23 protein-coding genes are annotated in these 25,337 nt (G+C 73.9%); 10 read left to right on the top strand and 13 right to left on the bottom strand.

Going from position 1 to position 25,337, the window contains the following annotated elements; genetic code table 11:
* The first annotated feature begins 91 nt into the window (after positions 1-91).
* Both OG435_RS30425 and OG435_RS30420 read left to right on the top strand, forming a co-directional pair.
* Complete coding sequence (locus OG435_RS30425) at positions 92-481, top strand: DUF6325 family protein (RefSeq protein ID WP_266881121.1); 390 nt, start codon at positions 92-94, stop codon at positions 479-481.
* Positions 481-903, top strand: coding sequence for an SHOCT domain-containing protein (locus OG435_RS30420; protein WP_266881120.1), 423 nt, complete (start codon positions 481-483; stop codon positions 901-903). Before OG435_RS30425 ends, OG435_RS30420 begins: the two co-directional genes overlap by 1 nt.
* Before the next feature lie 72 nt (positions 904-975).
* Here OG435_RS30420 and OG435_RS30415 read toward each other — a convergent pair whose 3' ends face one another.
* Positions 976-1,221 carry a hypothetical protein gene (locus tag OG435_RS30415; protein WP_266881119.1) on the bottom strand — a complete coding sequence of 82 codons (246 nt, stop codon included), beginning with the start codon at positions 1,219-1,221 and terminating at the stop codon, positions 976-978.
* Positions 1,218-1,937: an RNA polymerase sigma factor gene (locus OG435_RS30410; protein WP_266881118.1), complete on the bottom strand. Its 720-nt coding sequence runs from the start codon at positions 1,935-1,937 to the stop codon at positions 1,218-1,220. The genes OG435_RS30415 and OG435_RS30410 overlap by 4 nt, the downstream gene beginning before the upstream one ends.
* Before the next feature lie 188 nt (positions 1,938-2,125).
* Between OG435_RS30410 and OG435_RS30405 the strand changes: the two genes are divergently transcribed.
* Positions 2,126-3,352: a C40 family peptidase gene (locus OG435_RS30405; protein WP_266881117.1), complete on the top strand. Its 1,227-nt coding sequence runs from the start codon at positions 2,126-2,128 to the stop codon at positions 3,350-3,352.
* 13 nt (positions 3,353-3,365) lie between these two features.
* On the opposite strand, the gene OG435_RS30400 is transcribed toward OG435_RS30405, so the two are convergent.
* Genes OG435_RS30400 through OG435_RS30380 form a run of 5 tightly spaced genes read right to left on the bottom strand, consistent with a single transcriptional unit; the run spans position 3,366 to position 9,060 of the window.
* Entirely contained in the window at positions 3,366-4,613 is a 1,248-nt protein-coding gene (locus OG435_RS30400; RefSeq protein ID WP_266881116.1) for a styrene monooxygenase/indole monooxygenase family protein, read from the bottom strand.
* A gap of 11 nt (positions 4,614-4,624) precedes the next feature.
* Complete coding sequence (locus OG435_RS30395) at positions 4,625-5,272, bottom strand: GTP-binding protein (RefSeq protein ID WP_430625716.1); 648 nt, start codon at positions 5,270-5,272, stop codon at positions 4,625-4,627.
* A complete protein-coding gene (locus OG435_RS30390) occupies positions 5,253-5,642 on the bottom strand; it encodes a DUF742 domain-containing protein (RefSeq protein WP_266881114.1) in 390 nt (129 codons plus the stop codon). Before OG435_RS30390 ends, OG435_RS30395 begins: the two co-directional genes overlap by 20 nt.
* The gene (locus OG435_RS30385) at positions 5,639-6,130 is read right to left on the bottom strand and encodes a roadblock/LC7 domain-containing protein (RefSeq protein ID WP_266881113.1); all 492 of its coding nucleotides are present in this window, start codon (positions 6,128-6,130) and stop codon (positions 5,639-5,641) included. The genes OG435_RS30390 and OG435_RS30385 overlap by 4 nt, the downstream gene beginning before the upstream one ends.
* Positions 6,127-9,060, bottom strand: a complete 2,934-nt coding sequence (locus OG435_RS30380) for a sensor histidine kinase (protein WP_266881112.1) — start codon at positions 9,058-9,060, stop codon at positions 6,127-6,129. Before OG435_RS30380 ends, OG435_RS30385 begins: the two co-directional genes overlap by 4 nt.
* 396 nt (positions 9,061-9,456) lie before the next feature.
* Here OG435_RS30380 and OG435_RS30375 point away from each other — a divergent pair, with 396 nt between their 5' ends.
* Positions 9,457-10,230, top strand: a complete 774-nt coding sequence (locus tag OG435_RS30375; protein WP_266881111.1) for a protein phosphatase 2C domain-containing protein — start codon at positions 9,457-9,459, stop codon at positions 10,228-10,230.
* 24 nt (positions 10,231-10,254) lie between these two features.
* Here the strand turns inward: OG435_RS30375 and OG435_RS30370 are convergent, their stop codons facing one another.
* Positions 10,255-10,695, bottom strand: a complete 441-nt coding sequence (locus OG435_RS30370; protein ID WP_243336175.1) for a MarR family winged helix-turn-helix transcriptional regulator — start codon at positions 10,693-10,695, stop codon at positions 10,255-10,257.
* 118 nt (positions 10,696-10,813) lie between these two features.
* Positions 10,814-13,210 carry an endopeptidase La gene (gene lon / locus OG435_RS30365; protein ID WP_266881110.1) on the bottom strand — a complete coding sequence of 799 codons (2,397 nt, stop codon included), beginning with the start codon at positions 13,208-13,210 and terminating at the stop codon, positions 10,814-10,816.
* A gap of 166 nt (positions 13,211-13,376) precedes the next feature.
* Between lon and OG435_RS30360 the strand changes: the two genes are divergently transcribed.
* Entirely contained in the window at positions 13,377-13,943 is a 567-nt protein-coding gene (locus OG435_RS30360; protein ID WP_266881109.1) for a DUF6817 domain-containing protein, read from the top strand.
* Positions 13,944-14,343: 400 nt separating this feature from the next.
* On the opposite strand, the gene OG435_RS30355 is transcribed toward OG435_RS30360, so the two are convergent.
* From OG435_RS30355 to OG435_RS30345, 3 genes are all read right to left on the bottom strand, one after another.
* Positions 14,344-15,129, bottom strand: a complete 786-nt coding sequence (locus tag OG435_RS30355; protein WP_266881108.1) for a DUF4097 family beta strand repeat-containing protein — start codon at positions 15,127-15,129, stop codon at positions 14,344-14,346.
* 239 nt (positions 15,130-15,368) lie between these two features.
* Positions 15,369-16,238, bottom strand: coding sequence for a sulfurtransferase (locus tag OG435_RS30350; RefSeq protein WP_266881107.1), 870 nt, complete (start codon positions 16,236-16,238; stop codon positions 15,369-15,371).
* Positions 16,239-16,525: 287 nt separating this feature from the next.
* Positions 16,526-17,833: a hypothetical protein gene (locus tag OG435_RS30345; RefSeq protein ID WP_266881106.1), complete on the bottom strand. Its 1,308-nt coding sequence runs from the start codon at positions 17,831-17,833 to the stop codon at positions 16,526-16,528.
* A 293-nt stretch (positions 17,834-18,126) separates the two neighbouring features.
* Between OG435_RS30345 and OG435_RS30340 the strand changes: the two genes are divergently transcribed.
* A complete protein-coding gene (locus OG435_RS30340; RefSeq protein WP_266881105.1) occupies positions 18,127-18,762 on the top strand; it encodes a hypothetical protein in 636 nt (211 codons plus the stop codon).
* 51 nt (positions 18,763-18,813) lie between these two features.
* Here OG435_RS30340 and OG435_RS30335 read toward each other — a convergent pair whose 3' ends face one another.
* Positions 18,814-19,473: a TetR/AcrR family transcriptional regulator gene (locus OG435_RS30335; RefSeq protein ID WP_266881104.1), complete on the bottom strand. Its 660-nt coding sequence runs from the start codon at positions 19,471-19,473 to the stop codon at positions 18,814-18,816.
* Positions 19,474-19,621: 148 nt separating this feature from the next.
* Between OG435_RS30335 and OG435_RS30330 the strand changes: the two genes are divergently transcribed.
* From OG435_RS30330 to OG435_RS30315, 4 genes are all read left to right on the top strand, one after another.
* Positions 19,622-20,965 (top strand): MFS transporter, encoded by a 1,344-nt coding sequence (locus tag OG435_RS30330; protein WP_266881103.1) that lies wholly within the window; start codon positions 19,622-19,624, stop codon positions 20,963-20,965.
* A 164-nt stretch (positions 20,966-21,129) separates the two neighbouring features.
* Positions 21,130-22,923, top strand: coding sequence for a glycoside hydrolase family 3 protein (locus OG435_RS30325; RefSeq protein ID WP_266881102.1), 1,794 nt, complete (start codon positions 21,130-21,132; stop codon positions 22,921-22,923).
* 339 nt (positions 22,924-23,262) lie between these two features.
* Positions 23,263-24,006 (top strand): response regulator transcription factor, encoded by a 744-nt coding sequence (locus tag OG435_RS30320; protein ID WP_266881101.1) that lies wholly within the window; start codon positions 23,263-23,265, stop codon positions 24,004-24,006.
* Positions 24,003-25,097, top strand: a complete 1,095-nt coding sequence (locus OG435_RS30315; protein ID WP_430625715.1) for a HAMP domain-containing sensor histidine kinase — start codon at positions 24,003-24,005, stop codon at positions 25,095-25,097. Before OG435_RS30320 ends, OG435_RS30315 begins: the two co-directional genes overlap by 4 nt.
* Positions 25,098-25,337: the final 240 nt, after the last annotated feature.

Here is a 25,337-nt window from a genome sequence, read left to right as displayed (position 1 = left end):
GAGGCGGGCCGTATGTCCGCTTATGTCATAGTGTGCCGAAGAGTCGTCAGAACTGGTCGGAAGTGAAGTAGCGGATCAGGAGTCTCCTCTCATGGGACCTGCGGAGTTCATCGTCCTGGCCTTTCCGGAAGAACAGCTGCGGGTCGCGGCGGTCGAGGCGGTGATGGGGCTGCGCAAGGCCGGGGTCGTGCGGCTGATCGACGGACTGGTGGCCACCAAGACCGCGGGCGGCGAGGTGCTGTCGGCGGAGTTCGACGAGTTCGTCGAACTCCGGGGCCTGCTCGCCCACCGGGAGGCGGCCCCGCTGATCGGCCCGGAGGACGTCAGGGAATCGGCTGAACTGATGGACCGCGGCAGCTGCGCCCTCCTCCTGGTCGTCGAGCACGTCTGGGCCGAGGATGCCGCCATCGCCGTCCGCGCGGCCGGCGGCCGGATCGCCGGAGCGGTCCGCCTCCCGGCCGACCGGCTGGGGGTGGCCTGATGTTCATCCGCCCCATCGGTTCCGTGGTGAACCCCTCCCAGCGCCCCTCCGGCCACCCCCTGCTGCGCGGCATCCTGGCGCGCGGTGCCTACGTCTGGGACACGGCCCAGCACCCGGCGGCGGCCGCGGCCCCACCACCCCCGGACGGCACGGCCCCGGACGCGACCGCCCCCGCCCCGGCACCCGGCGCGACCCCGAACCCGCCTCCCGCCCCGGCCCCCTCGCCCCCGGCGGCCCCCTCCGCCCGCCGGGAGCCCGCAGCCGCCCGCCCGGCTCCCCACACCGGCCAGGGCGCTCCGGGGCCGGCCTCCCCCGGGGCCGATCTGACGGACCGCCTGACCCGACTGGCCGGCCTGGCCCGCGAAGGCCTGCTCACCCCGGAGGAGTTCACAGCGGCCAAGGCCCGCCTCCTGGCCGACTGACCGCTCCGGTCCCCCCTCGGCCCGGGCCCGGGCAAGATCCGAAAGAGACGGCCCAGGGGGACGTCCGGCCGCCTACTCCTGGGGAAGGCCCTCCAGCGGCGCCGGCTTCCGCAGTGCGACCAGGCCCGCTACCGCCCTCGCCGCTCGCCGCACCCTCGCCGCCGTGGCCACCGGCCCGGCGGCTTTCGGTATTCGCGGTCGCCGGGCAGTCCGGGCGGCGACGAGGTCCGCCCCTCCCGCGGACTCCGCCCGGTCGGCGGCTATCGCCACGAGCTCCGTCTTCAGGCGCTCCTCGAACGCGGTGGGCCTGTTGCTCATCGTGCTACCTCCAAGTGCTGCGCCGAAGCGGAAGCCGCGGGATCGGCCGGGGTGCGCAGGGCACGCCGGGCGCGGTGCAGGCGGACCCTGACGGTGGCCTGGGTGACGCCGAGGGCCTGGGCTGCCTCGGCCGGGGTGAGGCCGTCGATCACGACCAGGTCGAGCGTGGCCCGCAGCGGCTCCGACAGGGCGGCATGCCGCGCGGCCAGGTCGCGGAAGGCCCGCTGTGCGTCTATCCGTTCCTCCAGGGCCGCCACGTCCTGGTCGTCGAGCAGCCTTCGCCCGCTGAGCCGTTGCATCGCACCGCGCTCGCGGGCTCCCGCACGGGCGTGGTTCGCGAGGACGTTGCGCGCGATGCCGTAGAGCCACGCGATCGGCACTCCCCTGTCGGGCCGATAGCCGGCCACGTCCTTCAACGCGGCCAGGAAGATGTCGGCCGTGAGGTCCGCCGCCAGGTGCGGGTCGGTGACCCGCCGGGTGACGAACCCGAGCACGGCGTCGATGTGCTCCTCGTAGAACGCGCCGAACCCTTCCGGAGTCCGGAGATCCGGTGGCCGCTCATCCGGTGGCCGCACATCTGGTTGCCGGAGCTCCTGTTGCCGGCGATCCGGTGGCCCGGCACCCGCCCACCCGGAGCCCTTCCCCCTGCTCGCCGCCCGCGTGCCGCCCGCCCGTGCGCCGCCCGCCGCCGCGCCGTCCTCGTATGCGCCGCTCATCCGGTGCCTCCCCTGGTCCGCGGGGCCCCGTCGGCCCCTCACCCCGTACTTGGCGAAAGCCGCGTCAAGCGTTTCATCGGGTGCGGCCGCGGACGTACGCCGACCGGGTGAGCGGCGCGGCACGGCCGCCCCGGCTGGGCGATTTGTCATACCGCTCATGGCAGCATCGGCCGCCAGGAGGTGACCCCATGTCACGACGACGCAGACGTCGGCTGCTTCGCGCCGCGTGCCTCGCCGCAGCCCTCGTCACGGCCGGCCCGCTCCCCGTCACCCACGCCGAGCCCGCCGCCCCCGTGGCACCGGAGACGCCCGCGGTACCGGACACACCCACGGCTCCGGATGCCCCGGACGCCCCCACCGAGCCCGCAGCGCCCGTTGGAGTGCTCCTCACCCGTCTCCAAGGCCTCTACCAGCGCGCCGAGCAGGCCACCGAGGCCTACAACGCCGCCGAGACCGCCCTCACCTCCCGGCAGCGCGAGGAGAGCCGGCTCAGCACCGAGCTCGGCAAGGCCCGTACCGCCGTCACCGAGGCCCAGACCACCACGGGCCGGCTGGCGCGCGAGCAGTACAAGGGGGCCCGCGGATTCTCCCCGTACGCCCGGATGCTCTTCGCCGGGGACCCCCAAGGGGCCCTGGAACAGCGCCGGGTAGCGGAGCGCGAGGGGGCCCGGCGGGCTGCCGCGCTGGAGCGGCTGACCCAGGGCGAGAAGCGGGCCGACACCCTCGCCACCGCCGCCCGCAAGGCGCTGGACTCCGAGCAGAAGCTGGCCGCCGAGACCAAGAAGCGCAAGGAGGAGGCCGCCGCGCAGCTCAAGGAGGTCGAGCGGATGCTGGCCTCGCTCAGTACCGCCCAGCTCACCGAGCTCGGCACCCGCGAGGCCGAGGAGACGGCCACCGCGCAGCGGGAGCTGATCGGTTCGGGGAAGCTGGGCAGCGCCGGTCCGCAGCTGCGCAACCCCACCGCGGCCGGCGGCACGGCCCTCACGTACGCGGCCGCCCAGATCGGGAAGCCGTACGTCTGGGGCGCCGAGGGGCCGGCCTCCTTCGACTGTTCCGGGCTGACCTCGCAGGCCTGGGCGCACGCGGGCCTCGAGATCCCCCGGACCAGTCAGGAGCAGTGGGCCCGGCTGCCCAGGGTGCCGCTCGACGAACTGCGCCCCGGCGACCTGGTGGTGTACTTCCCGACCGCCACCCACGTGGCCCTGTACGTCGGCGACGGCAAGGTCATCCAGGCGCCCCGGCCGGGCGCGAAGGTGAAGGTCTCGCCGATCGCGGCGAATCCGCTGCTCGGCGCGGTACGGCCGGACCCCGACGGGTCGCCGCTGCGCACCTTCACCCCGCCGCCGCTGCCCGAGGCCGCGACGGCGGGGGACGACACGGGTTACTCGCAGGCCGAGGCTCCCGAGGCGCCCTAGGCGCCCTAGACGCCTAAGCGCCCGAGGCACCCGAGACGTCGGCGAGGTAGTCCGCCGCGTCCTCGGGGTCGTAGAAGTACGCGTCGAAGTCGGCCGGGTTGTCGAAGCCGTTGGCGAATCGATCCGCCACCGGCTGGAGCTGCCCGGCCGCGCCGATCAGGTTCAGCACGTGCTCCGGCGGGACGCCGAGCATGGCGTTCGTCCACTGGGTGGCGGGCTTGCCGCTGGTGAACCAGTACTTGTCGAAGGTCGCCTTCATCCACGCCTCGTCGAACGGCTTGTCCCCGTGCATGAGGATCGACGAGAGGTACGAGGCCGCGCACTTGGCGGCGGAGTTCGACCCCTGCCCGGTGATCGGGTCGTTGGCGACGACCACGTCCGCCACGCCCAGCACCAGCCCGCCGCCCGGCAGCCGGCCGATCGGATTGCGGACGACGGGGGCGTACCGCCCGGCGAGCGTGGCGCCCGCGTCCGTCAGCTCCACCTTCGTCGCCCGCGCGTACTCCCAGGGAGTGAACTTCTCCATCAGTTCCAGCGTCAGCGCGAGGTGGGCCTGCGGGTCCTTCACCCCGCCGAAGACGTCCAGCGGTCCGCCCGGGATCCCCTCCCAGAAGAGGATGTCGGCCCGCCCGGAGGTGGTCAGCGTCGGCATTACGAACAGCTCGCCGGCGCCCGGGACAAGGTTGCAGCGCACGGCCTCCGTCTCCGGGTGCTCGGGGCGCGGCGCCACCCCGTGCACGTACGACACGGCGAGCGCGCGCTGCGGGGCGTCGTACGGGGAGCGGGCCGCGTCCCGGCCGAACAGCGAGACCAGCTCGCCCTTGCCGGCCGCGACCAGCACCAGGTCGTACGTACGGGAGAAGAAGTCCAGGTCGGAGACGGACGCGCCGTGGATGACGAGCTGCCCGCCGCGCTGCGCGAAGGTGTCGAGCCAGCCGGCCATCTTCACGCGCTGGTCGACGGACTGGGCGAAGCCCTTCAGGTTACCGAGCCAGTCGATGGCGCGGCTGCCGTCGGGGGCGGAGACCGAGACGCCCAGGCCCTCGATCTTCGGCGCCTGCTGCTCCCAGAAGTTCAGCTGGAGGTCCCGCTCGTGCTGGAGCGCCGTGTCGAACATGCACTGGGTGGACATGACCCGACCGGTGCGGATCTCGTCCGCCGTCCGGTTGGACATGAGGGTGACCTCGTACCCCTTCGCTTGGAGTCCGAGGGCGAGCTGGAGACCGGACTGGCCGGCGCCGACGACGAGTATCTTGCGCATGTGCACGCTCTCTATTCGGGGGTCGTGTCGAGGGCGTGGCCCACGAGGGTCATCAGGGATTCCAGGACCGTCACCCGGCGCCGCGCGTCCATGATCACGACGGGTACGTGCGCCGGTACGGTCAACGCCTCCCGCACGTCCTCCGGTTCGTACGAAGGCATGCCCTCGAAGTGGTTGACGGCCACGGCGTACGGCAGTCCGCAGCTCTCGAAGTAGTCGAGCGCCGGGAAGCAGTCGCGCAGCCGTCGCGTGTCGGCGAGGACGATCCCGCCGACGGCACCGCGCACCAGGTCGTCCCACATGAACCAGAAGCGTTCCTGGCCGGGGGTCCCGTACACGTACAGGACGAGGTCGTCGTCGAGGGTGACGCGGCCGAAGTCCATGGCGACGGTGGTGGTGTGCTTGTCCGGGGTTGCGGACAGGTCGTCGGTCGGAGCGGCGGCCTCGGTCATCACCGCTTCGGTGCGCAGCGGCCGGATCTCGGAGACGGAACCGACGAACGTGGTCTTGCCCACCCCGAAACCACCCGCCACCAGCACCTTCACGGCGACGGGCGCGCGCGAGCGGTCGTACTGCCAGGGCTGTACGGGCTCGTCCGGATCGGTGTCCGGGTTCACGGAGGAAGAGAAGAGACCGGTTTCAGAGACGGCGGAGCCCACTGAGCACCCTTTCGAGCAGAGCGCGGTCGGGACGGCCGCTGCCGTGGCCGGTCCCGTAGACACGGATCCTGCCCTGGTCGGCGAGGTCGCTGACCAGGACGCGGACCACGCCGAGCGGCAGCTTCAGCAGGGCGGCGATCTCGGCGATCGTCCGCATGCGGCGGCAGACCTCGACGATCGCCGGCATCTCCGGCATCCGGTCGGCCTTGCGCGGCTCGGACACCTTGGTGTCGAGGGCCGCGACGAAGGTCTCGACGTGCAGGACCTGGGTGAAGCGGGTGCGGCCGCCCGTCAGGGAGTAGGGGCGTACACGGGCGGGACGGCGGTCGGCGCCGCGTATCGGCAGCCGGTCGGAGGCCGGACTCCTCACGGGGTTTTCTCCATCGACTGGCGCAGCTCACTGCGGACTTCGGGGGTCAGGACGTGGCCGGCGCGGCCCACGAACAAGGCCATGTGGTACGCGACGACGCTCATGTCGCAGTCCGGCGTGGCGTGTACGCCGAGGAGCGAGCCGTCGCTGATGGCCATGACGAACACGGAACCGTGCTCCATGGCCACCATCGTCTGCTTGACCGAGCCGCCGTCCATCAGGGCGGCGGCGCCCGTGGTGAGCGAGCCGAGGCCGGAGACGATGGTCGCGAGATCGGCGGAGGCGCCGCGGGGGCCCGCGGGGCGGGCGGGTGCGGAGGACGGAGCGGGTGTGTCGGGTGCCACCGGATCGGAGGACAGCAGGAGGAGCCCGTCCGAGGAGACGACGGCCACCGAGTTGACCCCGGGTACCTCCTCGACGAGGTCGGTCAGCAGCCACTGAAGGTTGCGGGCCTGGGTGCTCAGTCCGTACGTACTGGACGCGTTCATGTGCGTGCCTCCTGTGCGGTGTCCCCCCGGTCGGTCTGCCCCTGGTCCTGCGGCGGGTCCTGGCGGGAGTCCTGACCGGAGTCCTGCCGGGCGTCCTGCGCGAGCTCGGCCTCCACGACGCGGCGCCCGTCCTGGGCTCCCCGGTAGAACCCGCCGAGACGGCGGCGCAGCTCGTCGGCGTCCACCCGGCCCGGCGCCGGACGCGCTTCCTCCCCGCGCCCGGCGGTCACCGTGCGGGGGCTCCGCTTGGGCAGCCCCTTGTCGGTGAGGACCTCCTCGGGCTCGCTCCCCTGTGGGGCGGCGGCGTCGGCGGCGTCGGCGGCGTCCCGGCCCCGGGACGGTTGGGCCTGCGGCGGTACGCGGAACGCCTGCTCGGCGGGTACCTCCGCGGGCGCCCCGGCCGACGGCTCCGCGGGCACCTCGGCGGCGTCCTGGGCCTGCGGCCGTACGCGGAACACCTGCTCGTCCGGCACCTCGACCGGCGCCGGGACCCGGAACACCTGCTCCGTGGGCGGCAGCTGCCCGGCCGGAGGCGCGAACGCCGCCGGAGCGGGCTCCGCAGCCACCCGGGCGGGCGGCTCGGCGCCGGCCCGCTCGGTGTCGTCCGCGGCGCCGTGGGCGGGCTCCGGCTCGGGGAAGGCGACGGGCTCCGGGGCCGCGGCCGGCTCCGCCTCGAAGACGGGCTCCGGGGACAGCGGGGCCGCCTCGGGCTCCGCCGGGCTTTCCGTCACGGACGCGGCAGCGCCCCGTAGCCGCGAGGGAAGGGTGTTCTCGTTGGCCTCCGCGATCGCCCCGGGCAGGTGCAGCGCGGGTGCGCCCAGTGCGCCCAGGGCGTGGACCGGCGAAGCCGGCGGGGTGGCGGGCAGCAGCGCCGCCGGGACCACGACCAGGGCCTCGGTGCCGCCGTTGCGCTGGGTGCGCAGCTCCGCGCCGACCCCGTGCCGGGCCGCGAGCCGGCCCGCCACGTAGAGGCCGAGGCCCAGGCCGTGTTCGGACTCGGGCTCCTCGTCGTACGCGTCGGGCGTGGCCAGCCGCTGGTTCAGCGTGGCCAGCCGGTCATCGGTGATCCCGATGCCCTCGTCGACGACGGAGAGCACCACGTCACCGGAGTCCAGCAGCCAGCCGGACACCTTGACCTTGGCGTCCGGCGGCGAGAAGGTCGTCGCGTTCTCCAGCAGCTCCGCCAGGACGTGCGAGATGTCGTCGGCGGCGTGCCCGGCGACCTGCGTGTACGAGGGCAGCGCGCCGAGGTCGACGCGCTCGTAGCGCTCGATCTCGCTGACCGCCGCCCGCATGACGTCGACCAGCGGCACCGGCAGGCCCTGGCCGTGGCCGTGTTCCTGGCCGGCGAGGACGAGCAGGTTCTCGTTGTGGCGGCGCATCACGGTCGCCAGGTGGTCGAGCTTGAACAGGGTGGCGAGGCGGTCCGGATCCGGCTCCTCGGACTCCAGCTCCTCGATGACGACGAGTTGGCGCTCGACGAGCCCCAGGGTCCGCAGGGACAGCGACACGGACGTCGTCGACATGATGCGGCGGTGCTCCTCCAGCCCCGCCCGCAGCTGCGCGAGCTCTTCCTCCAGCGCCTCCCGGCCGGCCGAGAGCGCCTCGTTGCGGCCGATGAGGCGGCGGCGGTCGGCGTCGAGTCCGGCGATCCGGGTGTGCAGGGAGACCGTCTGGCCGCGTACCGCGTTGAGGTGGCGCACCACCTCGGCGAACTCGTCGTTGCGGCCCGTGAACCGGACCGGTTCCACCGAACCCTCCGGCGTGGCCAGCCGGGCCGCGCCGCGCCGCAGGACCGACAGCGGCCGGGTGAGGGAGCGCGCGATGGCGGTGGAGATGCCGAGGGTGACGAGGAACAGCACGCCGAGGCAGGCCACCATGACCTCCAGCGCGGTCACGTCGTCGTCGCGCAGCGCGGCGAGCGCGGTGGCGCGCTGGCCGGCGAGGGTGGCCTCGACCGAACGCATCCGGTCGACGCGGGCGGTGAGGGCCGGTCCGACGGCGCCGGGATCGAGCTTGCGGTCGGCCGGGGAAAGGGTCGGCCGGTCGGTGAGCCGCTTGAGGTAGTCGTCGGCCGTCTTGACCTCGGGTCCGGTGACGGTGGCGGTGAGGCTCTGGCGTACGTCGGGACGCGCGGCCCGCGCGAAGTCGTCGAGCGCGCCCTGCTCCCGTACGCGCGCCCGCTGGGCGGCGGCGGTGAGTTCGTCCACGAAGGCGGTGCCCGGCTGCTTGTCGCCGCCGGGCACGGACAGCGCGGCGAGCAGCAGTCCGCGGGTGGCGGAGGCCTGCTCCACGGCCTGGCCGAGCGCGGCCAGCGGGCGGGTGGTGACGAGGGCGTCTGCGGCGCGCGGCGGGGTCAGCTCGGTGATCCGGTTGCCCGGTGCGAGGAGTTCGGCGATGACACCGGAGTAGGCCTGGTGCGCGGTGAGGGCGCTGTCCCTGCCCTCCATGGCCTCGGTACGGACGGCCGCGATCCGGCCGACGGCCTCGGACAGTTCCTCGTCGGCGTCGGCCTGCACCTCGGCGAGCTGGCGGTCGGTGCCCGCGGCGCGTTCCTGGACCGCGGCGGCCTGCTTGCCCCGGACTCCGCCGGGGCGGCCCTTGGCCACGTACTCGGTGACCGCGTCGCGCTCGTCGCCGAGGAGGTGGGCGAGGGTGAGGGTCTGCCGGCTCCGGTCGGCGAGGGTGACCAGCTGCTGGGAGTCCTTGAGGTCCGCGGAGGCGGACAGGACGGCGGGCGCTCCCGCCACGAGCACGGCGATCCCGGCCACGGCGACCCCGATGACCAGCCTGCTGCGCACGCGGACGCGGCGCCCTGCGGGAGCGGTCGCGGCGACCGGGCCGCCCGGGGCTCGTCGGTCGGGTGCGGTGACGTCGGGTGCGGTGCCGTTCGCGACGGTGCCGTTCTTCCGAGGCCGCTTCTTCTGCACCGGTGCTCGCAATCCTGTTTACGTGTGCTGCTCGTGCTCGTTGTCTGATGCTCGGTACGTGCCGCTCAGTACGCGCCGCTTCCGCGCGTCCGCCGCCGCACCGCCTCAGACCCTCGCAGTGAGTTGGGAAGGGGGCCGCACATCGCCCGCCCGGCCACACGAAGGAGTGAACAGCACGGAGGAGTTGGCGACCAACTCCGCGAGCGGCTGTCAGAGCCCCGCCGTGGACGGGTGGTTGAAAGATCGATGCGGCTTTTGGCAGGATGCCCGCCCACATCGCCGAGGGGCAACCCGCTGACCCCGGCGGCTCCTTCCCTCCCCACCCACCCCGCGTTGGTCCGGACCTTCAGCGGTCCTTTCCGCTCCTACGGGGCACCGCGCGGGCAGAATGTCAGCATGCGCATCGATCTCTCCTCCGCCCCCGGCAATCCGGAACGCCCCAACGAGGACTGGCTGTCGGCCGCGATCCCCGCCTCGGGCGGCGGAGTCCTGGTCGCCCTCGACGGGGTCACCCCGCCGCCGGGTGACGTCGGATGCGCGCACGGAGTGCCGTGGTTCGCGGCCCGGCTGGGGGGCCGATTGACCGAACTGTCCGGATCACGCCGGGACATGCCCCTCGACCGGGTTCTGGCGGAGGCCATCCGCGTCACCGCGGAGGCCCATCGCGACACGTGTGACCTTTCTCACGTCCGGACGCCGCAGGCGACGGTGGTCGTGGTCCGCTGGGACGCGTCCTGGGTCGAGCACCTGGTGCTCTCGGATTCCGTACTCCTCCTCCAGGCGCCCGGGGGCGAGGTGCGCGCGGTCCTCGACGACCGGCTGGACCGGATCCCGCGCGAGCTGCTGCGTACGGAGGCCTCCGCCGACACGCTGCGCAACGCCGAGGGCGGCTTCTACACCGCGGCCGCGGACCCGCAGGTGGCGGCCCGGGCGGTGACCGGGCGGACGCCGCGCGCGGAGGTCCGGGCGGTGGCGGCGATCACGGACGGGGCCAGCCGGTGGACGGACACGTTCGGGGAGGGCGACTGGGCCGAATGCCTGGCGGTGCTGTGCAAGGAAGGGGCGCAGTCCCTGATCGACCGGGTCCGCGCGCTGGAATCGGACCCGGGCCGGCCGCACCGCCGCGACAAGCGCCACGACGACGCGTCGGCGGCCTACGCGGAGCTGTGAGGAGGGGAGCCACGGGAAGGGGAGCTACTCCCCTCCTGCGTTCAACTGGTTCAGAAGCCGCGCCAGTTCCGCCACTTCTCCGCGGTCCCAGTCCGCGAGCTTGCGCATGTACTGCTCACGCCGGGCGCCCCGCACCCGCAGGAAGCGCTCCCGGCCCTCCTCCGTGAGCCCGACCAGGAAGGCCCGCCCGTCCGCCGGGTCCGGCTCGCGGGCCAGCAGGCCCAGCACCTCCAGGGCCCGCAGCTGCCGGCTCATGGTGGCCTTGCCGACCCCGAAGTAGGCGGCGAGCTCGGTCGCCCGCTGCCGCCCGGCGGCTTCCAGCCGTACGAGGAGCCCGTACGCGGCCGGTTCCAGCTCCGGGTGCAGCTCGCGCGCCATCTCCCCGGAGGAGGCGCGGGCCCGTCGGAGGAAGACGGACAGCTCCCGCTCCAGGGCAAGGAACTCCTGGTCTTCGGTCCCGTGCACGGCCCGCTCCTTCGCTGGTGGGTGGGCCACCAGTATTTCGCAGCGGGTACGCCGGGGGCCCGGGGCCCCGCCGGAGCGGGAATCCCCGGGCCACCGGCCCGCCCGGACGGTGCCCGGATCAGGCCGCCACGGTCACCGAGACCTCGTCCGCGGCCAGGGCCAGCTCCAGGACCTGCCGTACGTCCGTCACCGGGTGCACCGACAGTCCTGCCAGCACCTCCGCGGGAACGTCGTCCAGGTCGGCCTCGTTCCGCTTCGGGATGATGACGGTGGTCAGCCCGGCCCGGTGCGCGGCCAGCAGCTTCTGCTTGACCCCGCCGATGGGCAGGACCCGCCCGGTCAGCGAGACCTCCCCGGTCATGGCCACGTCCGTGCGGACCTGCCGGCCCGACAGCAGCGAGGCCAGCGCCGTCGTCATCGTGATGCCCGCGCTCGGGCCGTCCTTGGGCACCGCGCCCGCCGGGAAGTGGATGTGCACGCCCCGGTCCTTCAGGTCGGCGACCGGGAGTTCCAGCTCGGCGCCGTGGGAGCGCAGGAAGCTGAGCGCGATCTGGGCCGACTCCTTCATCACGTCTCCGAGCTGGCCCGTCAGCGTGAGCCCGGCCGCGCCCGTCTCGGGATCGGCCAGCGAGGCCTCGACGAACAGGACGTCGCCGCCCGCCCCGGTCACGGCGAGGCCGGTGGCCACGCCCGGTACCGCGGTCCGCCGCTCGGCCGGGTCCTGCGCGGACTCCGGTACGTGGTGCGGCCGCCCGATCAGTGCCCGCAGGTCGTCGGCGCCGATCCGCAGCGGCAGCTCCCGCTCCCCCAGCTCGTGCTGGGAGGCCACCTTGCGCAGCAGCCGGGCGAGGGAACGCTCCAGGGTGCGTACGCCCGCCTCGCGGGTGTACTCCCCCGCCAGCTTGCGCAGCGCGTCCTCCTCCAGGACCACTTCCTCCACGGCCAGGCCGGCGCGCTCCAGCTGCCTGGGCAGCAGGTGGTCGCGGGCGATGACGACCTTCTCGTCCTCGGTGTAGCCGTCGAGGCGGACCAGTTCCATGCGGTCGGCGAGGGCCTCGGGGATGGCCTCCAGCACGTTCGCGGTGGCGAGGAACACCACGTCGCTCAGGTCCAGCTCCACCTCCAGGTAGTGGTCCCGGAAGGTGTGGTTCTGGGCCGGGTCGAGGACTTCGAGCAGCGCCGCCGCCGGGTCGCCCCGGAAGTCGGAGCCGACCTTGTCGATCTCGTCGAGCAGGACGACCGGGTTCATGGACCCGGCTTCCTTGATCGCCCGTACGATCCGGCCGGGCAGCGCGCCCACGTACGTACGCCGGTGCCCGCGGATCTCGGCCTCGTCGCGGACGCCGCCGAGGGCCACGCGGACGAACTTGCGCCCCATGGCGTGGGCCACGGACTCCCCGAGGGAGGTCTTTCCGACACCGGGCGGGCCCACGAGCGCCAGTACGGCCCCGCCGCGGCGGCCGCCGACGACGCCCATCCCGCGCTCGGAGCGGCGCTTGCGCACCGCGAGGTACTCGGTGATCCGGTCCTTCACGTCGCTCAGCCCGGCGTGCTCGGCGTCCAGGACGGCGCGCGCTCCCCGGATGTCGTACTCGTCCTCGGTCCGCTCGTTCCAGGGCAGTTCGAGGACGGTGTCCAGCCAGGTGCGGATCCAGGACCCCTCCGGGGACTGGTCGCTGGAGCGCTCCAGCTTGTCGACCTCCTTGAGGGCGGCCTCCCGTACCTTCTCCGGCAGGTCGGCGGCCTCGACCCGGGCCCGGTAGTCGTCGGACTCCTCCCCCTCCTTCTCCCCGCTGAGCTCGCGCAGCTCCTTGCGCACGGCGTCGAGCTGCCGCTTGAGCAGGAACTCGCGCTGGACCTTGTCGACGCCGTCCTGCACGTCCTTGGCGATGGACTCGGCGACGTCCTGCTCGGCGAGGTGGTCGCTGAGGGCCTTGACCGCGAGCTTCAGCCGGGCGACCGGGTCGGCCGTCTCCAGCAGCTCCACCTTCTGCTCGACGGTCAGGAACGGGGAGTACCCGGAGTTGTCCGCGAGGGCCCCGACCCCCTCGATCTGCTGCACCCGGTCCACGACCTGCCAGGCCCCGCGCTTCTTGAGCCAGCTGGTGGCGAGCGCCTTGTACTCCTTGACGAGCTCGGCGACGGCCCCGGGCAGCGGATCGGGCACGGTCTCGTCCACCGTCTCGCCCTCGACCCAGAGCGCGGCCCCGGGCCCGGTCGTCCCGGCCCCGATACGGACCCGGCCGCGCCCCCGGATCAGGGCCCCGGGATCCCCGTCGGACAGCCGCCCCACCTGCTCCACGGTCCCGAGGACGCCGGTGCCCGTGTACTTCCCGTCGACCCGGGGCACGAGCAGCACCTTCGGCTTGCCACCCGCGGCGGCGGCCTGGGCGGCCTCGACGGCGCCCCGCACCTCGGCGTCGGACAGGTCCAGCGGAACGACCATCCCGGGCAGCACGACCTCGTCGTCGAGCGGCAGCACGGGCAGGGTGAGCGTTACGGACGTCGAAGCCATGATGTTCCCTCCGGCAGTGAAGTTGAGTTATGCCGACTCAATGCATGTGAGCTCCCCAATGTTCCCCAAGTGCCGTTCGCCGGGGGCGAACACTCGGACGGCCGCAGGGTGTCCGCATGCCGATCGCGCCGGGCGCGGGGCGCGGGCGGCTCGTCATGATGGGCGCATGATGCACAGCGAGAACGCGCACGCACCCACCGATTCACCGGCGATAGCCCTGCTCAAGGAGGTGGGGGCGGAGACCACCAAGCACTCGGGCGGCACGCTCCTGACCCACCTGCTGCGCGTCGAGGCACTGGTGGACGCCTGGGGCGGACGGCCGGCGCTCCGGGCCGCGGCACTGTGCCACGCCTTCTACGGCACCGACGGGCTGCCTCTGGTACTCCTGGAGCTTTCCGAACGGGCCCGCCTCACCGAGGCGATCGGTACGGAGGCCGAGCAGCTCGTCTACTTCTACGCGAGCTGCGACCGCAAGGCCTCCTACCCGGGCCTCGCCGCACCGGACGACGCGTCGGTAGTCTTCCGGGACCGGTTCACGGGCGAGGAGTTCGTTCCGTCCCCTCAGCAGCGCCGCGACTTCGCCGAGCTCACGGCGGCCAACGAGCTGGACCTGGCGAAGGTGAACGCGTCCTTCCGCGAACGCAACGGGGCCGGTCTGCTCGAACTGTTCACCCGGTGGTCCCCCCTGCTGTCGGAGACGGCCCGCCGCGAGGTGACCGCCGTACTCGGCTGACCCGCGCGGGCACCGCCGGGGCGGCCCGGCGGCAGCGCGGGACGGCTGCCGGTGCTCACTGCCGCAGGGCCTCCACCGGCTCGACGCGGGCCGCGCGGCGGGCCGGGTAGAGGCCGTCGAGCACGCCGGTCAGCACGCCGGTCAGCACGCCGGTCAGCAGGCCGATCAGCGGCGCCGACGCGACGACCAGCAGGTACCGGACAGAGCTGACCTCGTCGTCGAGGACCCGTAGCCGGACAGGTTGACGTAGTAGTTGCTCGAGGCGCCACCCCGACCCGCGTTCTCGTCCACCTCAGCCGCTCGTGGTGGAGGTGCAGGAGGACGCACCCGCACGCGAGACACGCGGGGCCGTGCGGGAAGGGGAATTCGAAACCCCATGGGGATCCGGGCGAGACGCGGATCAGGCCGCCGAGACGGTGATGTCGCCCGACGTGGTCCGTACGGCGACGCGGGCGGTCGCGGACGGGTCCGCGGGGACGGTGATCTCGCGCCCGCCGGAGGTGGTGGAGAGGTCGAGGGCATACGGGGCGGCGGGAACCTTCACCTCGGCATCGCCCGAGCTGGTTTCCACGGCGACCGAGGACGGTGCCTTCCCGAAGGCGAGGCGGACGTCGCCGGAGGACGAGCGGGCGTCCGCGGCCGGGCCGGCCAGCTCCTCGGCGGCGATCGAGCCCGAGAACGTACGGACCGTCAGCGGGCCGGCGATCCGGTCCGCCCGGACCGAGCCGGAGGAGGTGGTGACGTCGGCGGCGGCCACTCCCGCCACCGTGACGCGGCCGCTGCCGCTCTCGGCGCGGACCGTCGCGGAGGCCGGCACCTCCAGCCGGTAGTCGACGGAACAGCGGCCGGAGCAGCTGCCGTTGGTGAGGGTCAGCACGCCCCCGGAGAGCCTCTGCGCGGGCTGGGGCACGGTGTCGCCGCGGTAGTGGACGGTACGGCGGACGGTGACGCCCGGGCCGGAACCGGCGACCACTTCGATGGATCCGCTGCCGGCGTCCGAGACGTCGACCGCGGTGACGGCCTCGGCCACCGTCGTGTCCGCGCTCGCTGTGTTCCCCGGTCCGCCGCGGGAGACGAGCGAGCCGAAGGAGCAACCGGTGAGCAGCAGACCGGCGGCGAGGGCCGCGGCGGTGTATGTGGCAGTGACGGTGGCCTTGGTGGCGCGCGGGCGCGTCTTCGTGGTCATGGTGTCGATCGTGCCCGCGCGGTGGCCCCGGGGGCATGGTGCACGTGCCCGGATCCGGGGTGGGGTTATCCCCCGGGCGGCGGACGGAGACGGCGCGGGGCCGCCTGCCGGGCGGCGCGGAGCCGGAGGCGGGATCCGGAGGCGGGCCGTCCTGGGCCGTATCCTTCCGATCTTGCCGGTCAGGCCCGCGTCGTCCGGTGCCGGGCGGCGCGGGCCGGGCCGGATCCGGGAGCGACGGCCTAACTCCCCTGCGCGACCGGTCGGTCCGGGGACGGGACGCCCCACTCACTCCAGGAGCCGTCGTAGACCGCGAGGTCCTTGTACCCGGCCAGGTCCGCGCCCAGGGCGAGCACGCAGGCCGTGACCCCGGAGCCGCAGCTGAAGTACAGCCGCTCCCGCTCGCCCACCGCTGCTCCGAAGGCCGCGCGGAGTTCCGCATCGGGGCGCATCAGGCCGTCGGGGCGCTGGAGTTCACCGAAGGGGAGGCTGACCGCGCCCGGCATGTGGCCGCCGCGCAGGCCCGGGCGGGGCTCGGGTGCGGTACCGGCGAAGCGTTCGCGGGTCCGGGCGTCGAGCACCGCTGCGGCCGGATCTGCCAGGGCCGCCGACACGGTGGCGGCGTCCACCAGCAGCCCGGCGCGGGGCCGGGCCGTGAAGGAGCCGCGCGGGCCCTCGTACCCCGGTGGGCGCTCCTCCACCGGCCGCCCGGCGGCGAGCCACGCGGGCAGCCCGCCGTCGAGGACGGCGACCCGGTCGAAGCCCATGCTGCGCAGCATCCACCAGGCGCGGGCGCTGGAGTAGACGCCGGCGCCGTCGTACGCGACGACCGTGCCGCTGTCGTCGACGCCGAGGGCACGCATCGCCTCGGCGAAGGCGTCGGGGCCGGGCATGGTGTGCGGGGCGGGGGCGGTGTGGTCGGACAGCGCGCCGTCGAGGTCGAAGGGACGGGCCCCGGGAATGCGCCGGTCCGCGTCGCGGTGCGGCCCGACGGAGGCGTCGAAGACGACGAGTCCGGGTATGCCGAGCCGCTCCGCGAGCCAGTCCCCGTCGACGAGGGGGCCGGGCGGCACGGGCACGGGGGAGTTGAATCGGGGGCGGGCTGCATCCATACGGCACCTCCGGCAGAAGTCGACGACCCCGGCAAGCTCCGCGGCCCACCGCCCATCCTCCCTCCCGCTCCCCCGCCTCCCACGAACGCACCCACCCTGGGGGCAGGTTCCCCCGGCCCACCGCCCCCGGGGCAGGGCACCACGGGCCCTGGGCGCTCATCTACGGAGACCGAAGGGCCCGGGGGTTCCCAGATCCCCGGAGCGGCAACGGCCCTCCCCCTGATCGGGCCCCTCGGCGCCGGGGGGGCATGGCACGGCCGGGAGCGGACAGGTGGCCCCCGCCCCGGCTACGGGCAGTCGCCCGGTTTGGCGAAGAGGGCCACTCGGGCGCCGCGCACGTCCCGCACGGAGCACAGGTCGAAGTGGGAGACCAGCGTCTGGCGTTTCACCGCCTCCGCCGGGTAGCCGTCCAGCGGCTGCCCCGCCGGGTCCAGCAGGGCGACCACCCGGTCGACGGCCGGGTCGAGCAGGGCCACCCGGATCTCCTCCGGGGTCCGCTCCACGCCCTGGAGGCTCCGCGAAGCCGCCGGGGTGCCGGACAGGGCGAGGTCGCGCAGGGACCCGTAGACCTGTGGTGAGGACAGCAGCCATTCGCGCCGCCGCGAGGGGAGGAAGAGCACCGCGTCCCCCGGGCGCGCGGCCTCGCGGACGGCCGCCGCCACCGCCCGCGCGTCGTCCTTGCGGCTCTCGGGGGTACGCAGCCACGCGGACCAGAACCCGACCGGGACGAGGAGGACCCCGACCAGCGGCCACACCCACCACCCCCGCGCCGTGGCGAGCCGCGCCCCCACGAGGAGGGCGAAGCCGGCGAGGGCGTAGAGGACGTACCGGTCCACGTACCAGGGGTGCACCAGTGAGATCGCGAGCAACAGCCCGGGGGGCAGCAGCGCCAGCGGCAGGGCGACCCGTACGAGTTCCCGCGCGGCTCCGCGGGCCAGGAGCAGCGAGGCGGCCGCGAGGACTCCGTACGCCGCCCAGTCCTGCCAGCTCGGCCGCCCGAGCCAGCCCAGCTGCTGCTGCGCCTGCCGTGCGCTGACCAGGGCGAGCGGCAGCAGCGCGACCACGACGGCCCCGGCCGCGAACCGCCAGCCGCGCGAGCGCCGGGCGGCGAACGCGTGCGCGGGCAGGGCCAGTACGGCGAACTCGTGCAGCCAGCACCCCAGCACGAGCACCACGGCGTAGGCGACCCAGCGCTCGCGCAGCATCAGGTACGCGGCCCAGACGACGGCCGCGGCGACGAAGGCGTACGAGCGTCCCTCCTGGGCGTACATCTGCACGGGCGGCAGCAGGGCGTACGCGACCCCGGACAACAACGCGACCCGGTCGGCAAGGTCGGCGTGCCCGGCCCGGCCGGCGCCCGCGGCACCGCCGACTCGGCCCGCGGCACCGCCGACTCGGCCGGCGTCCCCGGACGGCTCCGCGCCCCCGGACCGGGCGGCCCCGCCGCGCCGCCCGCCCGCCAGGTGGTGCGCCACCGCGGCCACGCCGGACGCGGCGAGGGCGGTGGCGGCCACCGAGGGGAGGCGCAGGGGCCAGAGGCCGGGGTCGGAGGCGGTGGTGCCCGTTGCCGCGAAGACCGCGAAGACCCCGTGCATCAGCAGGTAGTAGAGGCCGTGGACGGCGTCGACCTGGCCCAGCAGTTCCCAGAGCTCCCCGAGCGGGCGGTGCGCGACCTGCCATGTGACGGACTCGTCGCGCCACAGGGAGCCGCCCCGCGAAAGGCCCCAGAGGCCGAGGGCGAAAGCGGTGAGCGGCGGCAGCCAGCGCCAAGGGGCGAAGCGGCGGATGTCGGCCTCCGGGTGCTATCCGTGCGGGTGGTGCTGACTCCATACTCGGGGTTCGAGCCGGATACCTGCGGGGGTGGGGCGTGCGAGCACGTGGTGGGCGAGTGGGTTGGGCGACGGCGGCCGTGGCGCTGGCCGTGGTGGCGGCCCTGGGCGGATGTTCCTCCGACGGGTCGGGGGACGGGGCCTCACCGAAGCCGAAGCCGGACACGAACGCGAGCACGGGCACCGGCACCGCCACGGCCGACCCCTCCGGGACGGCGACGGACGCCCCGGGGACTCCGTCCCCCGGTCAGAGCGCCGGCCAGAGCCCGGCCCCGGGCACCGGCACGACCGCTCCCGCCCCGCCTCCCGCCCCGAGCACCTCCGCCCCCGCACCCAGCGCCTCGCCGCCCCGCGCGGACGAGACGCTCGTCGCGGTCACCCGTAGCGGGGGCCTCGCCGGAAAGACCAGCACCTTGATCATCAAGGGCGACGGATCGTTCCTGCGACTGAACGCCAAGGCCGAGACGGTCGACCACGGCAAGCTCTCGGCGTCCGCCCTCGCGAAGCTGCGCACCGCACTCCAGGAGGCGGACTTCCCCCGCCTGCCGCGGATCTCGATGCCCGCCCAACCGGTCTTCGACTCGTTCACGTACGCCTTCCGGCACGGCGGCTACGAGGTCGCCGCCGACCAGACCACGCTGCCGCGGCCCCTGCAGGGGGTCCTGGGCGCGCTGCCGTCCTTCGAGTCGCGCTGACACAGCTGAAGAAAGCCCGGCACCACCCCTACCGCCCCGGCCACCGCCCCGTCACAGCCCCGTTCCCGCCACCGTGATCTCCCGCAACCGCCGGTCCAGGTAGCCGCGGAGCAGGACCGCCATGTCCACGCCCTCCGGGTCCAGCACCCACTGGATCTGGAACCCGTCCATCACAGCGATGGTCTCGCGGCCGACGGCCCCGCAGTCCGTGTCCGGCCGTACTTCGCCCCGCTCGACGCCCGCCCGGAGCAGGCCGACGCTGTAGCCGAGGACCCGGTCGTAGCGCTGCCGGAAGTAGGCGTGCGCGGGGTGGCCCGGGTTCCCGGACTCGCCGACCAGCGTGTTGTACATCCGTACGAGCCCGGGCCGGCGGGCGTTCTCCTCGGCGAGGGCGACCACCGCGGCGAAGTGCGCGGCGACCGGGGGCGCCTCCTCCCCGGGGCCGCTGAAGAGCCGCTCGACGTCGTGCTGCTCGCTCTGCGCCAGCACGGACAGCAGCAGGTCCTCCTTGCCGCGGAAGTGGTGGAGCAGGCCGCCCTGGGTGATCCCGCAGTCGTTGGCGATCCGGGCGAGCGAGGAGGCGTGGAACCCCCACTGCGCGAAGTGCTCGACGGCGGTGTCGAGGATCTTCTGGCGACGGGCGTCGCCCACCGCGTAGCCGCCCCGGGCGGCCGCCGCCTTGGGGGCCGTTCGGCCCTTGTCCTGTGCCATGCGGACCACCCTAAACCCGACTGTTTCCGGCCATCCCGATGCAGTGATCCAGCTCACTCCACGAAAACCTAGTGGGTGCATGGTTTTCGCGCCTACGGTGAAACCGCCCGGTCGGCGACGAGGCCGACGCGGAGACGTTGGAGCCCCCATGCCGCTCACGCAGGACCCCGGAAGCGCACTCGAAGCCACCGACCGACCCGATCCGGCCACACCGGCCCTCCCGGCCGGCGCCCAGGTCACCGCACCGGTCACCGCCGCGGCCGGCACCCCCGCCGACGCCCCCGCCAAGCTGATCTTCGGCCTGGTCGCCGCCCAGCTCGGCGTCTGCATCGCCGTCTTCACCCCGATCGTCGTGACCCTGGCCCTGCGCGTGGCCCAGATCGTCCCGGAAGCCGAGCGCGGCGCCGCCCTCGGCAAGGTGCTCTCCGTCGGAGCGCTGCTCGCCCTCGTCGGCAACCCGCTCTTCGGCGCCCTCTCCGACCGCACGACCAGCCGGTTCGGCCGTCGCCGCCCCTGGCTGGTGGGCGGCATGATGGTGGCCGCCGTCGGACTGACCGTCGTGGGCCTCGGCTCCGACGTCACCACGCTGCTGATCGGCTGGGCACTCGCGCAGCTCGGCTGCAACGCCGCCCTGTGCATGGTCACCGCCTGCATCCCGGACCTGATCCCGGATCACCAGCGCGGCCGCGTCTCCGGCATGGTCGGCATGATGCTGTCCGTCTCGATGGTCGCGGGCAGCTTCCTCGCGCGGCTCTTCACGGACAACATGGCGCTGGCCTTCATCGTCCCGGCCGTCGTCGGCGTCCTCAGGGTGTGCGTCCTGGCCGCCGTGATGCCCGACCGGCCGGCCCGCGCCGAGTCCGTGGCCCCGTACGGCTGGCGGGAGTTCCTGCACAGCTTCTGGGTGAATCCGCGCAAGAACCCCGACTACTCGTGGAACTTCGCCAGCCGCTTCCTGGTCTTCATCGGCATCGCCTGCGTGACCAGCTACCAGGTGTACTTCCTGATGGACCGCCTCGGGGTCGCCGAGGGCGAGGTCGCCTCGAAGATGTTCACCACCACCCTCGTCACCGTCGGCGGTGTCGTGGTCGGCTCCCTCGCCGGCGGCTGGCTGTCCGACGCCACCGGCCGCCGCAAGCCCTTCGTGCTGGCTTCCGCCTTCGTCATCGGCGTCGGGCTGCTGCTGATCGCCACGGCGGGCACCTTCGGAATGTTCCTCTTCGCCGTGGCTGTCTTCGGCTTCGGCGAGGGCCTCTACCTCGCGGTCGACGTGGCGCTCGCCGCCGCCGTCCTGCCCGACCCGGAGACCGCCGCCAAGGACATGGGCGTCCTCAACATCGCCAACGCCCTCCCGCAGTCCCTCGTGCCGATGCTCGCGCCGTTCGTCCTCGCCCTCGGCGGAGGGGGCAACTACGGCTCCCTCTTCCTCGTCGGCGGCATCGCGGCCGCCGTCGGCGCCGCCCTCGTCCAGCTGATCCGCTCGGTCAAGTGACGGCCCGCCACCCGACCGGACCCGCCGCCGCCCACGCACCCGGACCCGCGCCCGCGCCCGCCCCCACACCCGCACCCGCACCCGCACCCGCACCCGCACCCGCACCCGCACAGTCGTCCACCCCCGCGACCTCCCGCGCGACCGACCTCCTCAGGAGCACCGTCATGAACACCGCCCCGGCCACCCCGAGCACCCCCGGCACCCCCGCCCCCCTCCCCTACCGGGACGCCACCCTCCCCGTCGACGACCGCGTCGAGGACCTGCTCTCCCGCATGACCCTGGAGGAGAAGGCCGGCCAGCTCTTCCACTCGATGCTGATGATGAACCCGGACGGCACCCCGGTCACCGAGACCGACGGCTCGATCCTCCCGTTCACCACCCCCGAGCTGATCGAGGGCCGCCACCTCACCCACTTCAACCTCCTCGGCAGCTACGGCGCCCGCGCGATGGCGACCTGGCAGAACGCCGTCCAGGAGATGGCCGCCGCCACCCGCCTCGGCATCCCGGTGACCCTGTCGACCGATCCCCGCCACTCCTTCACCGACAACGTCGGCGCCTCCTTCAACGCCGGCGCCTTCTCCGCCTGGCCCGAGGCGATCGGCATGGCCGCGATCGGCGACCCGGAGCTGGTCTTCGAGTTCGCCGACATCATGCGGCGCGAGTACCTCTCCGTCGGCTTCCGTGTCGCCCTGCACCCGCAGATCGACCTGGCCACGGAGCCGCGCTGGGCCCGCCAGTCGGGCACCTTCGGCTCGGACGCGAAGCTGACGGGCGAGCTCGTCCAGGCGTACGTACGGGGCCTGCAGGGCGAGGCGCTCGGCGCGTCCTCGGTCTCCGCGATGGTCAAGCACTTCCCCGGCGGCGGCCCGCAGAAGGACGGCGAGGACCCGCACTTCGCGCACGGCAAGGAGCAGATCTACCCGGGCGGGATGCGCGAGCACCACCTGGAGCCGTTCAAGGCGGCCATCGCGGCCGGCTGCTCGCAGATGATGCCGTACTACGGCCAGCCCATCGGCACCGACTGGGAAGAGGTCGGCTTCGGCTTCAACAAGGGCGTCGTCACCGGCCTGCTCCGCGAGGAGCTCGGTTTCCAGGGCATCGTGTGCACCGACTGGGGCCTGCTCACCGAGTCGACGATCTTCGGCGAGCCGCACCCGGCCCGCGCCTGGGGCCTGGAGCACCTGAGCGTGTCCGAGCGGGCGGCCCGCGCGCTGGAGGCGGGCTCGGACCAGTTCGGCGGCGAGCAGTGCCCCGCGGTCATCGTGGAGATGGTCCGCTCGGGCCGGGTCACCGAGGCCCGGATCGACGCGTCCGTACGCCGGCTGCTGCGCGAGAAGTTCGTCCTCGGCCTGTTCGAGAACCCGTACGTGGACCCGGACGCGGCGGCCGAGACGGTCGGCCGCGCCGACTTCACGGCGGTCGGCGCGGCGGCCCAGCGGCGCTCCCTGACGGTGCTCACCAACACCGGGAACACCCTGCCCGTGTCCGGCCGGCCGAAGCTGTACGTCAGGGACGTGGACGCGGACGTCGCGGCGGCGTACGGGGACGTCGTGTCCGACCCGGCCGAGGCGGCCCTGGCGGTGCTGCGGCTGCGCACCCCGCACGAGCCCCGCACGAACATCTTCGAGTCCTTCTTCCACTCGGGTTCACTGGCCTTCCCCGAGCCGGAACTCGACCGGATCCTGTCCCTCCTGGACGCCGTCCCGACCCTGGTCTGCATCAACCTGGAGCGGGCCGCGGTGATCCCCGAGATCGCGGAGCGGGCGGCCGCGCTGATCGCGGACTACGGGGCGTCCGACGCCGCCCTCCTGGACGTGGCCTTCGGCCGGGCCGCCGCGGAGGGGCGCCTGCCCTTCGAGCTCCCGCGCTCGATGGCCGCGGTGGCGGCCTCCCGGCCCGACGTCCCGAACGACACCGCCGACCCGGTCTTCCCGCACGGCCACGGCCTGACCCTGTAGCCCCGTAGCCGGAGCCCCGGAGCCCTGCGGGGCCGTCCCCTACCCGCCCTTCCATCGTTCCCAGGGCTCCGCCCTGACCCGCCGGGCCCGGGCTCCGCCCGAGCCCCCGGGGCGCCGCCCCGGACCCCGCGCCTCAAACGCCGGCGGGGCTGGATCTGCCCGTCGACCGCCCTCACCTGCGGACCGGCAGTGGCCAAGATCTAGCCCCGTCGGCGTTTGAGCCGCAGGCCGGGGGGCAGAGGCCCCGGCAACGAACCCGCGCAGCGAACCCGTCATAGCCGGAGCCCGACCGCTCCTCTACGCTGCACCCCTACCACGCGGGATCTTCAGGGGCGGGACATGGAACAGACGCACACCACCACCCACAACGGCGCCGCGGCCACCCCCGGCGCGCAGCGGCGGGTGCTCGTCGTCGAGGACGACCACACCATCGCGGAGGCCATCGCGGCGCGGCTCCGCGCCGAGGGCTTCCAGGTGCAGACGGCCGCGGACGGGCCGGCGGCCGTCGCCGCGGCCGAGGGCTGGCTGCCGGATCTCCTGGTCCTGGACGTCATGCTGCCGGGCTTCGACGGCCTGGAGGTCTGCCGCCGGGTCCAGGCCCAGCGGCCGGTTCCGGTGCTCATGCTCACGGCCCGGGACGACGAGACCGACATGCTCGTCGGCCTCGGGGTCGGCGCCGACGACTACATGACGAAGCCCTTCTCGATGCGCGAGCTGGCCGCGCGGGTCCACGTACTGCTGCGGCGGGTGGAGCGGGCCAACGTGGCCGCGCACGCCCCGCGCGGGGCCACGCTGCGCCTCGGCGATCTGGAGATCGACCACGCGCAGCGCCGGGTCCGGGTGCACACCGAGGACGTGCACCTGACGCCGACGGAGTTCGACCTGCTGGTGTGCCTGGCAGGGACCCCGCGGGCGGTGCTCTCGCGGGAGCAGCTGCTCGCCGAGGTCTGGGACTGGGCCGACGCATCCGGGACCCGTACGGTCGACAGCCACATCAAGGCGCTGCGCCGGAAGATCGGCGCCGAGCGGATCCGTACGGTTCACGGCGTCGGGTACGCCCTGGAGACCCCGGCGCAGCCGTGAGCGGCTACCGGCCGCCGGGGCAGCGGCCGCCCGGGGTGCTGCGGCCCTTCTCCCCGTTCTCGATCAAGACCAAGCTGGGCACGCTCGTGGTGGTGTCGGTCTTCATCACCACGGGGCTGCTGATGGTGGCCCTGCGCACGGCCACCGAGGTGCGCTTCATCACGGTGTTCTCGGTGATCGCCTCGATGCTGATCACCCAGTTCGTGGCGCACAGCCTGACGGCGCCGCTGGACGACATGACCACCGTGGCCCGTGCGATATCCCACGGGGACTACACGCGCCGGGTGCGCGGGGCGGGCCGCCGCGACGAGCTGGGCGACCTGGCCTCCACCATCAATCTGATGGCGGACGACCTGGAGGCGGTGGACCGGCACCGCAAGGAGCTCGTCGCCAACGTCTCGCACGAGCTGCGCACCCCGATCGCGGCCCTGCGGGCGGTGCTGGAGAACGTGGTGGACGGGGTCTCCGCCGCCGATCCGGAGACCATGCGCACGGCCCTGAAGCAGACCGAGCGGCTCGGCCGGCTGGTGGAGACCCTGCTGGACCTCTCCCGCGTGGACAACGGGGTAGTGCCGCTGCGGGCCCGCCGCTTCGAGGTGTGGCCGTACCTGTCGGGGGTGCTGAAGGAGTCGGGCCTGGCGGCCGCCGGCCGGCCGGGGCTGTCCTCCGGTTCGGGCGGGCACACCCGCAACGACGTCCACCTCCACCTGGACGTGTCCCCGCCGGACCTGACGGCGTACGCGGACGCCGAGCGGCTGCACCAGGTGGTGGCGAACCTGATCGACAACGCGGTCAAGCACAGCCCCCCGCACGGCCGGGTCACGGTCCACGCCCGGGCGGGCGGCGCGCCCGGCAGCCTGGAACTGGAGGTCCGGGACGAAGGTCCCGGGATTCCGGAGGCGGAGCGCCACCGGGTCTTCGAGCGGTTCAACCGGGGCAGCGCGAGGGGCGGCGACGGGGGCACGGGCCTGGGCCTGGCCATCGCCCGCTGGGCCGTCGGTCTGCACGGAGGGCACATCGGCGTGGCCGAATCCTCACGGGGCTGCCGGATCCTTGTCACGCTTCCGGGCAGCTCGCAAGCGCCGAGTTGACGTAGGGTTCGAGTGGGAAGGACATGATCTCGGCCACACGCGCCGGGGTCCGTCAGGGGTGCGAAGCCAGGGGGCCGCAACCGCGGTGCCTCCTGCCCGAACCACGCTTGTTTCCCGCCATTCCTGGTGGTGAAACCCGCCGTTCGATGTGACCTACGCGACGTAAGTCCCGCCCGGTCTGCATCTCACGGCCCGGGAGGCGTAGCCTTTATTCCCGCTGTCCATACCTTGTGAAGCGGA

The sequence above is a fragment of the Streptomyces sp. NBC_01264 genome (genome assembly GCF_026340675.1).
GTDB lineage: Bacteria > Actinomycetota > Actinomycetes > Streptomycetales > Streptomycetaceae > Streptomyces.
The sequence above is the reverse complement of the archived record's forward strand: the minus strand, read 5'-3'. Positions and strand labels throughout refer to the sequence as shown.

Coding starts and splice junctions, on each gene's coding strand:
- OG435_RS30425 (WP_266881121.1), top strand. CDS start 92: ATGGGACCTGCGGAGTTCATCGTCCTGGCCTTTCCGGAAGAACAGCTG.
- OG435_RS30420 (WP_266881120.1), top strand. CDS start 481: ATGTTCATCCGCCCCATCGGTTCCGTGGTGAACCCCTCCCAGCGCCCC.
- OG435_RS30415 (WP_266881119.1), bottom strand. CDS start 1,221: ATGAGCAACAGGCCCACCGCGTTCGAGGAGCGCCTGAAGACGGAGCTC.
- OG435_RS30410 (WP_266881118.1), bottom strand. CDS start 1,937: ATGAGCGGCGCATACGAGGACGGCGCGGCGGCGGGCGGCGCACGGGCG.
- OG435_RS30405 (WP_266881117.1), top strand. CDS start 2,126: ATGTCACGACGACGCAGACGTCGGCTGCTTCGCGCCGCGTGCCTCGCC.
- OG435_RS30400 (WP_266881116.1), bottom strand. CDS start 4,613: ATGCGCAAGATACTCGTCGTCGGCGCCGGCCAGTCCGGTCTCCAGCTC.
- OG435_RS30385 (WP_266881113.1), bottom strand. CDS start 6,130: ATGAACGCGTCCAGTACGTACGGACTGAGCACCCAGGCCCGCAACCTT.
- OG435_RS30375 (WP_266881111.1), top strand. CDS start 9,457: ATGCGCATCGATCTCTCCTCCGCCCCCGGCAATCCGGAACGCCCCAAC.
- lon (WP_266881110.1), bottom strand. CDS start 13,210: ATGGCTTCGACGTCCGTAACGCTCACCCTGCCCGTGCTGCCGCTCGAC.
- OG435_RS30360 (WP_266881109.1), top strand. CDS start 13,377: ATGATGCACAGCGAGAACGCGCACGCACCCACCGATTCACCGGCGATA.
- OG435_RS30355 (WP_266881108.1), bottom strand. CDS start 15,129: ATGACCACGAAGACGCGCCCGCGCGCCACCAAGGCCACCGTCACTGCC.
- OG435_RS30350 (WP_266881107.1), bottom strand. CDS start 16,238: ATGGATGCAGCCCGCCCCCGATTCAACTCCCCCGTGCCCGTGCCGCCC.
- OG435_RS30345 (WP_266881106.1), bottom strand. CDS start 17,833: ATGCACGGGGTCTTCGCGGTCTTCGCGGCAACGGGCACCACCGCCTCC.
- OG435_RS30335 (WP_266881104.1), bottom strand. CDS start 19,473: ATGGCACAGGACAAGGGCCGAACGGCCCCCAAGGCGGCGGCCGCCCGG.
- OG435_RS30330 (WP_266881103.1), top strand. CDS start 19,622: ATGCCGCTCACGCAGGACCCCGGAAGCGCACTCGAAGCCACCGACCGA.
- OG435_RS30325 (WP_266881102.1), top strand. CDS start 21,130: ATGAACACCGCCCCGGCCACCCCGAGCACCCCCGGCACCCCCGCCCCC.
- OG435_RS30320 (WP_266881101.1), top strand. CDS start 23,263: ATGGAACAGACGCACACCACCACCCACAACGGCGCCGCGGCCACCCCC.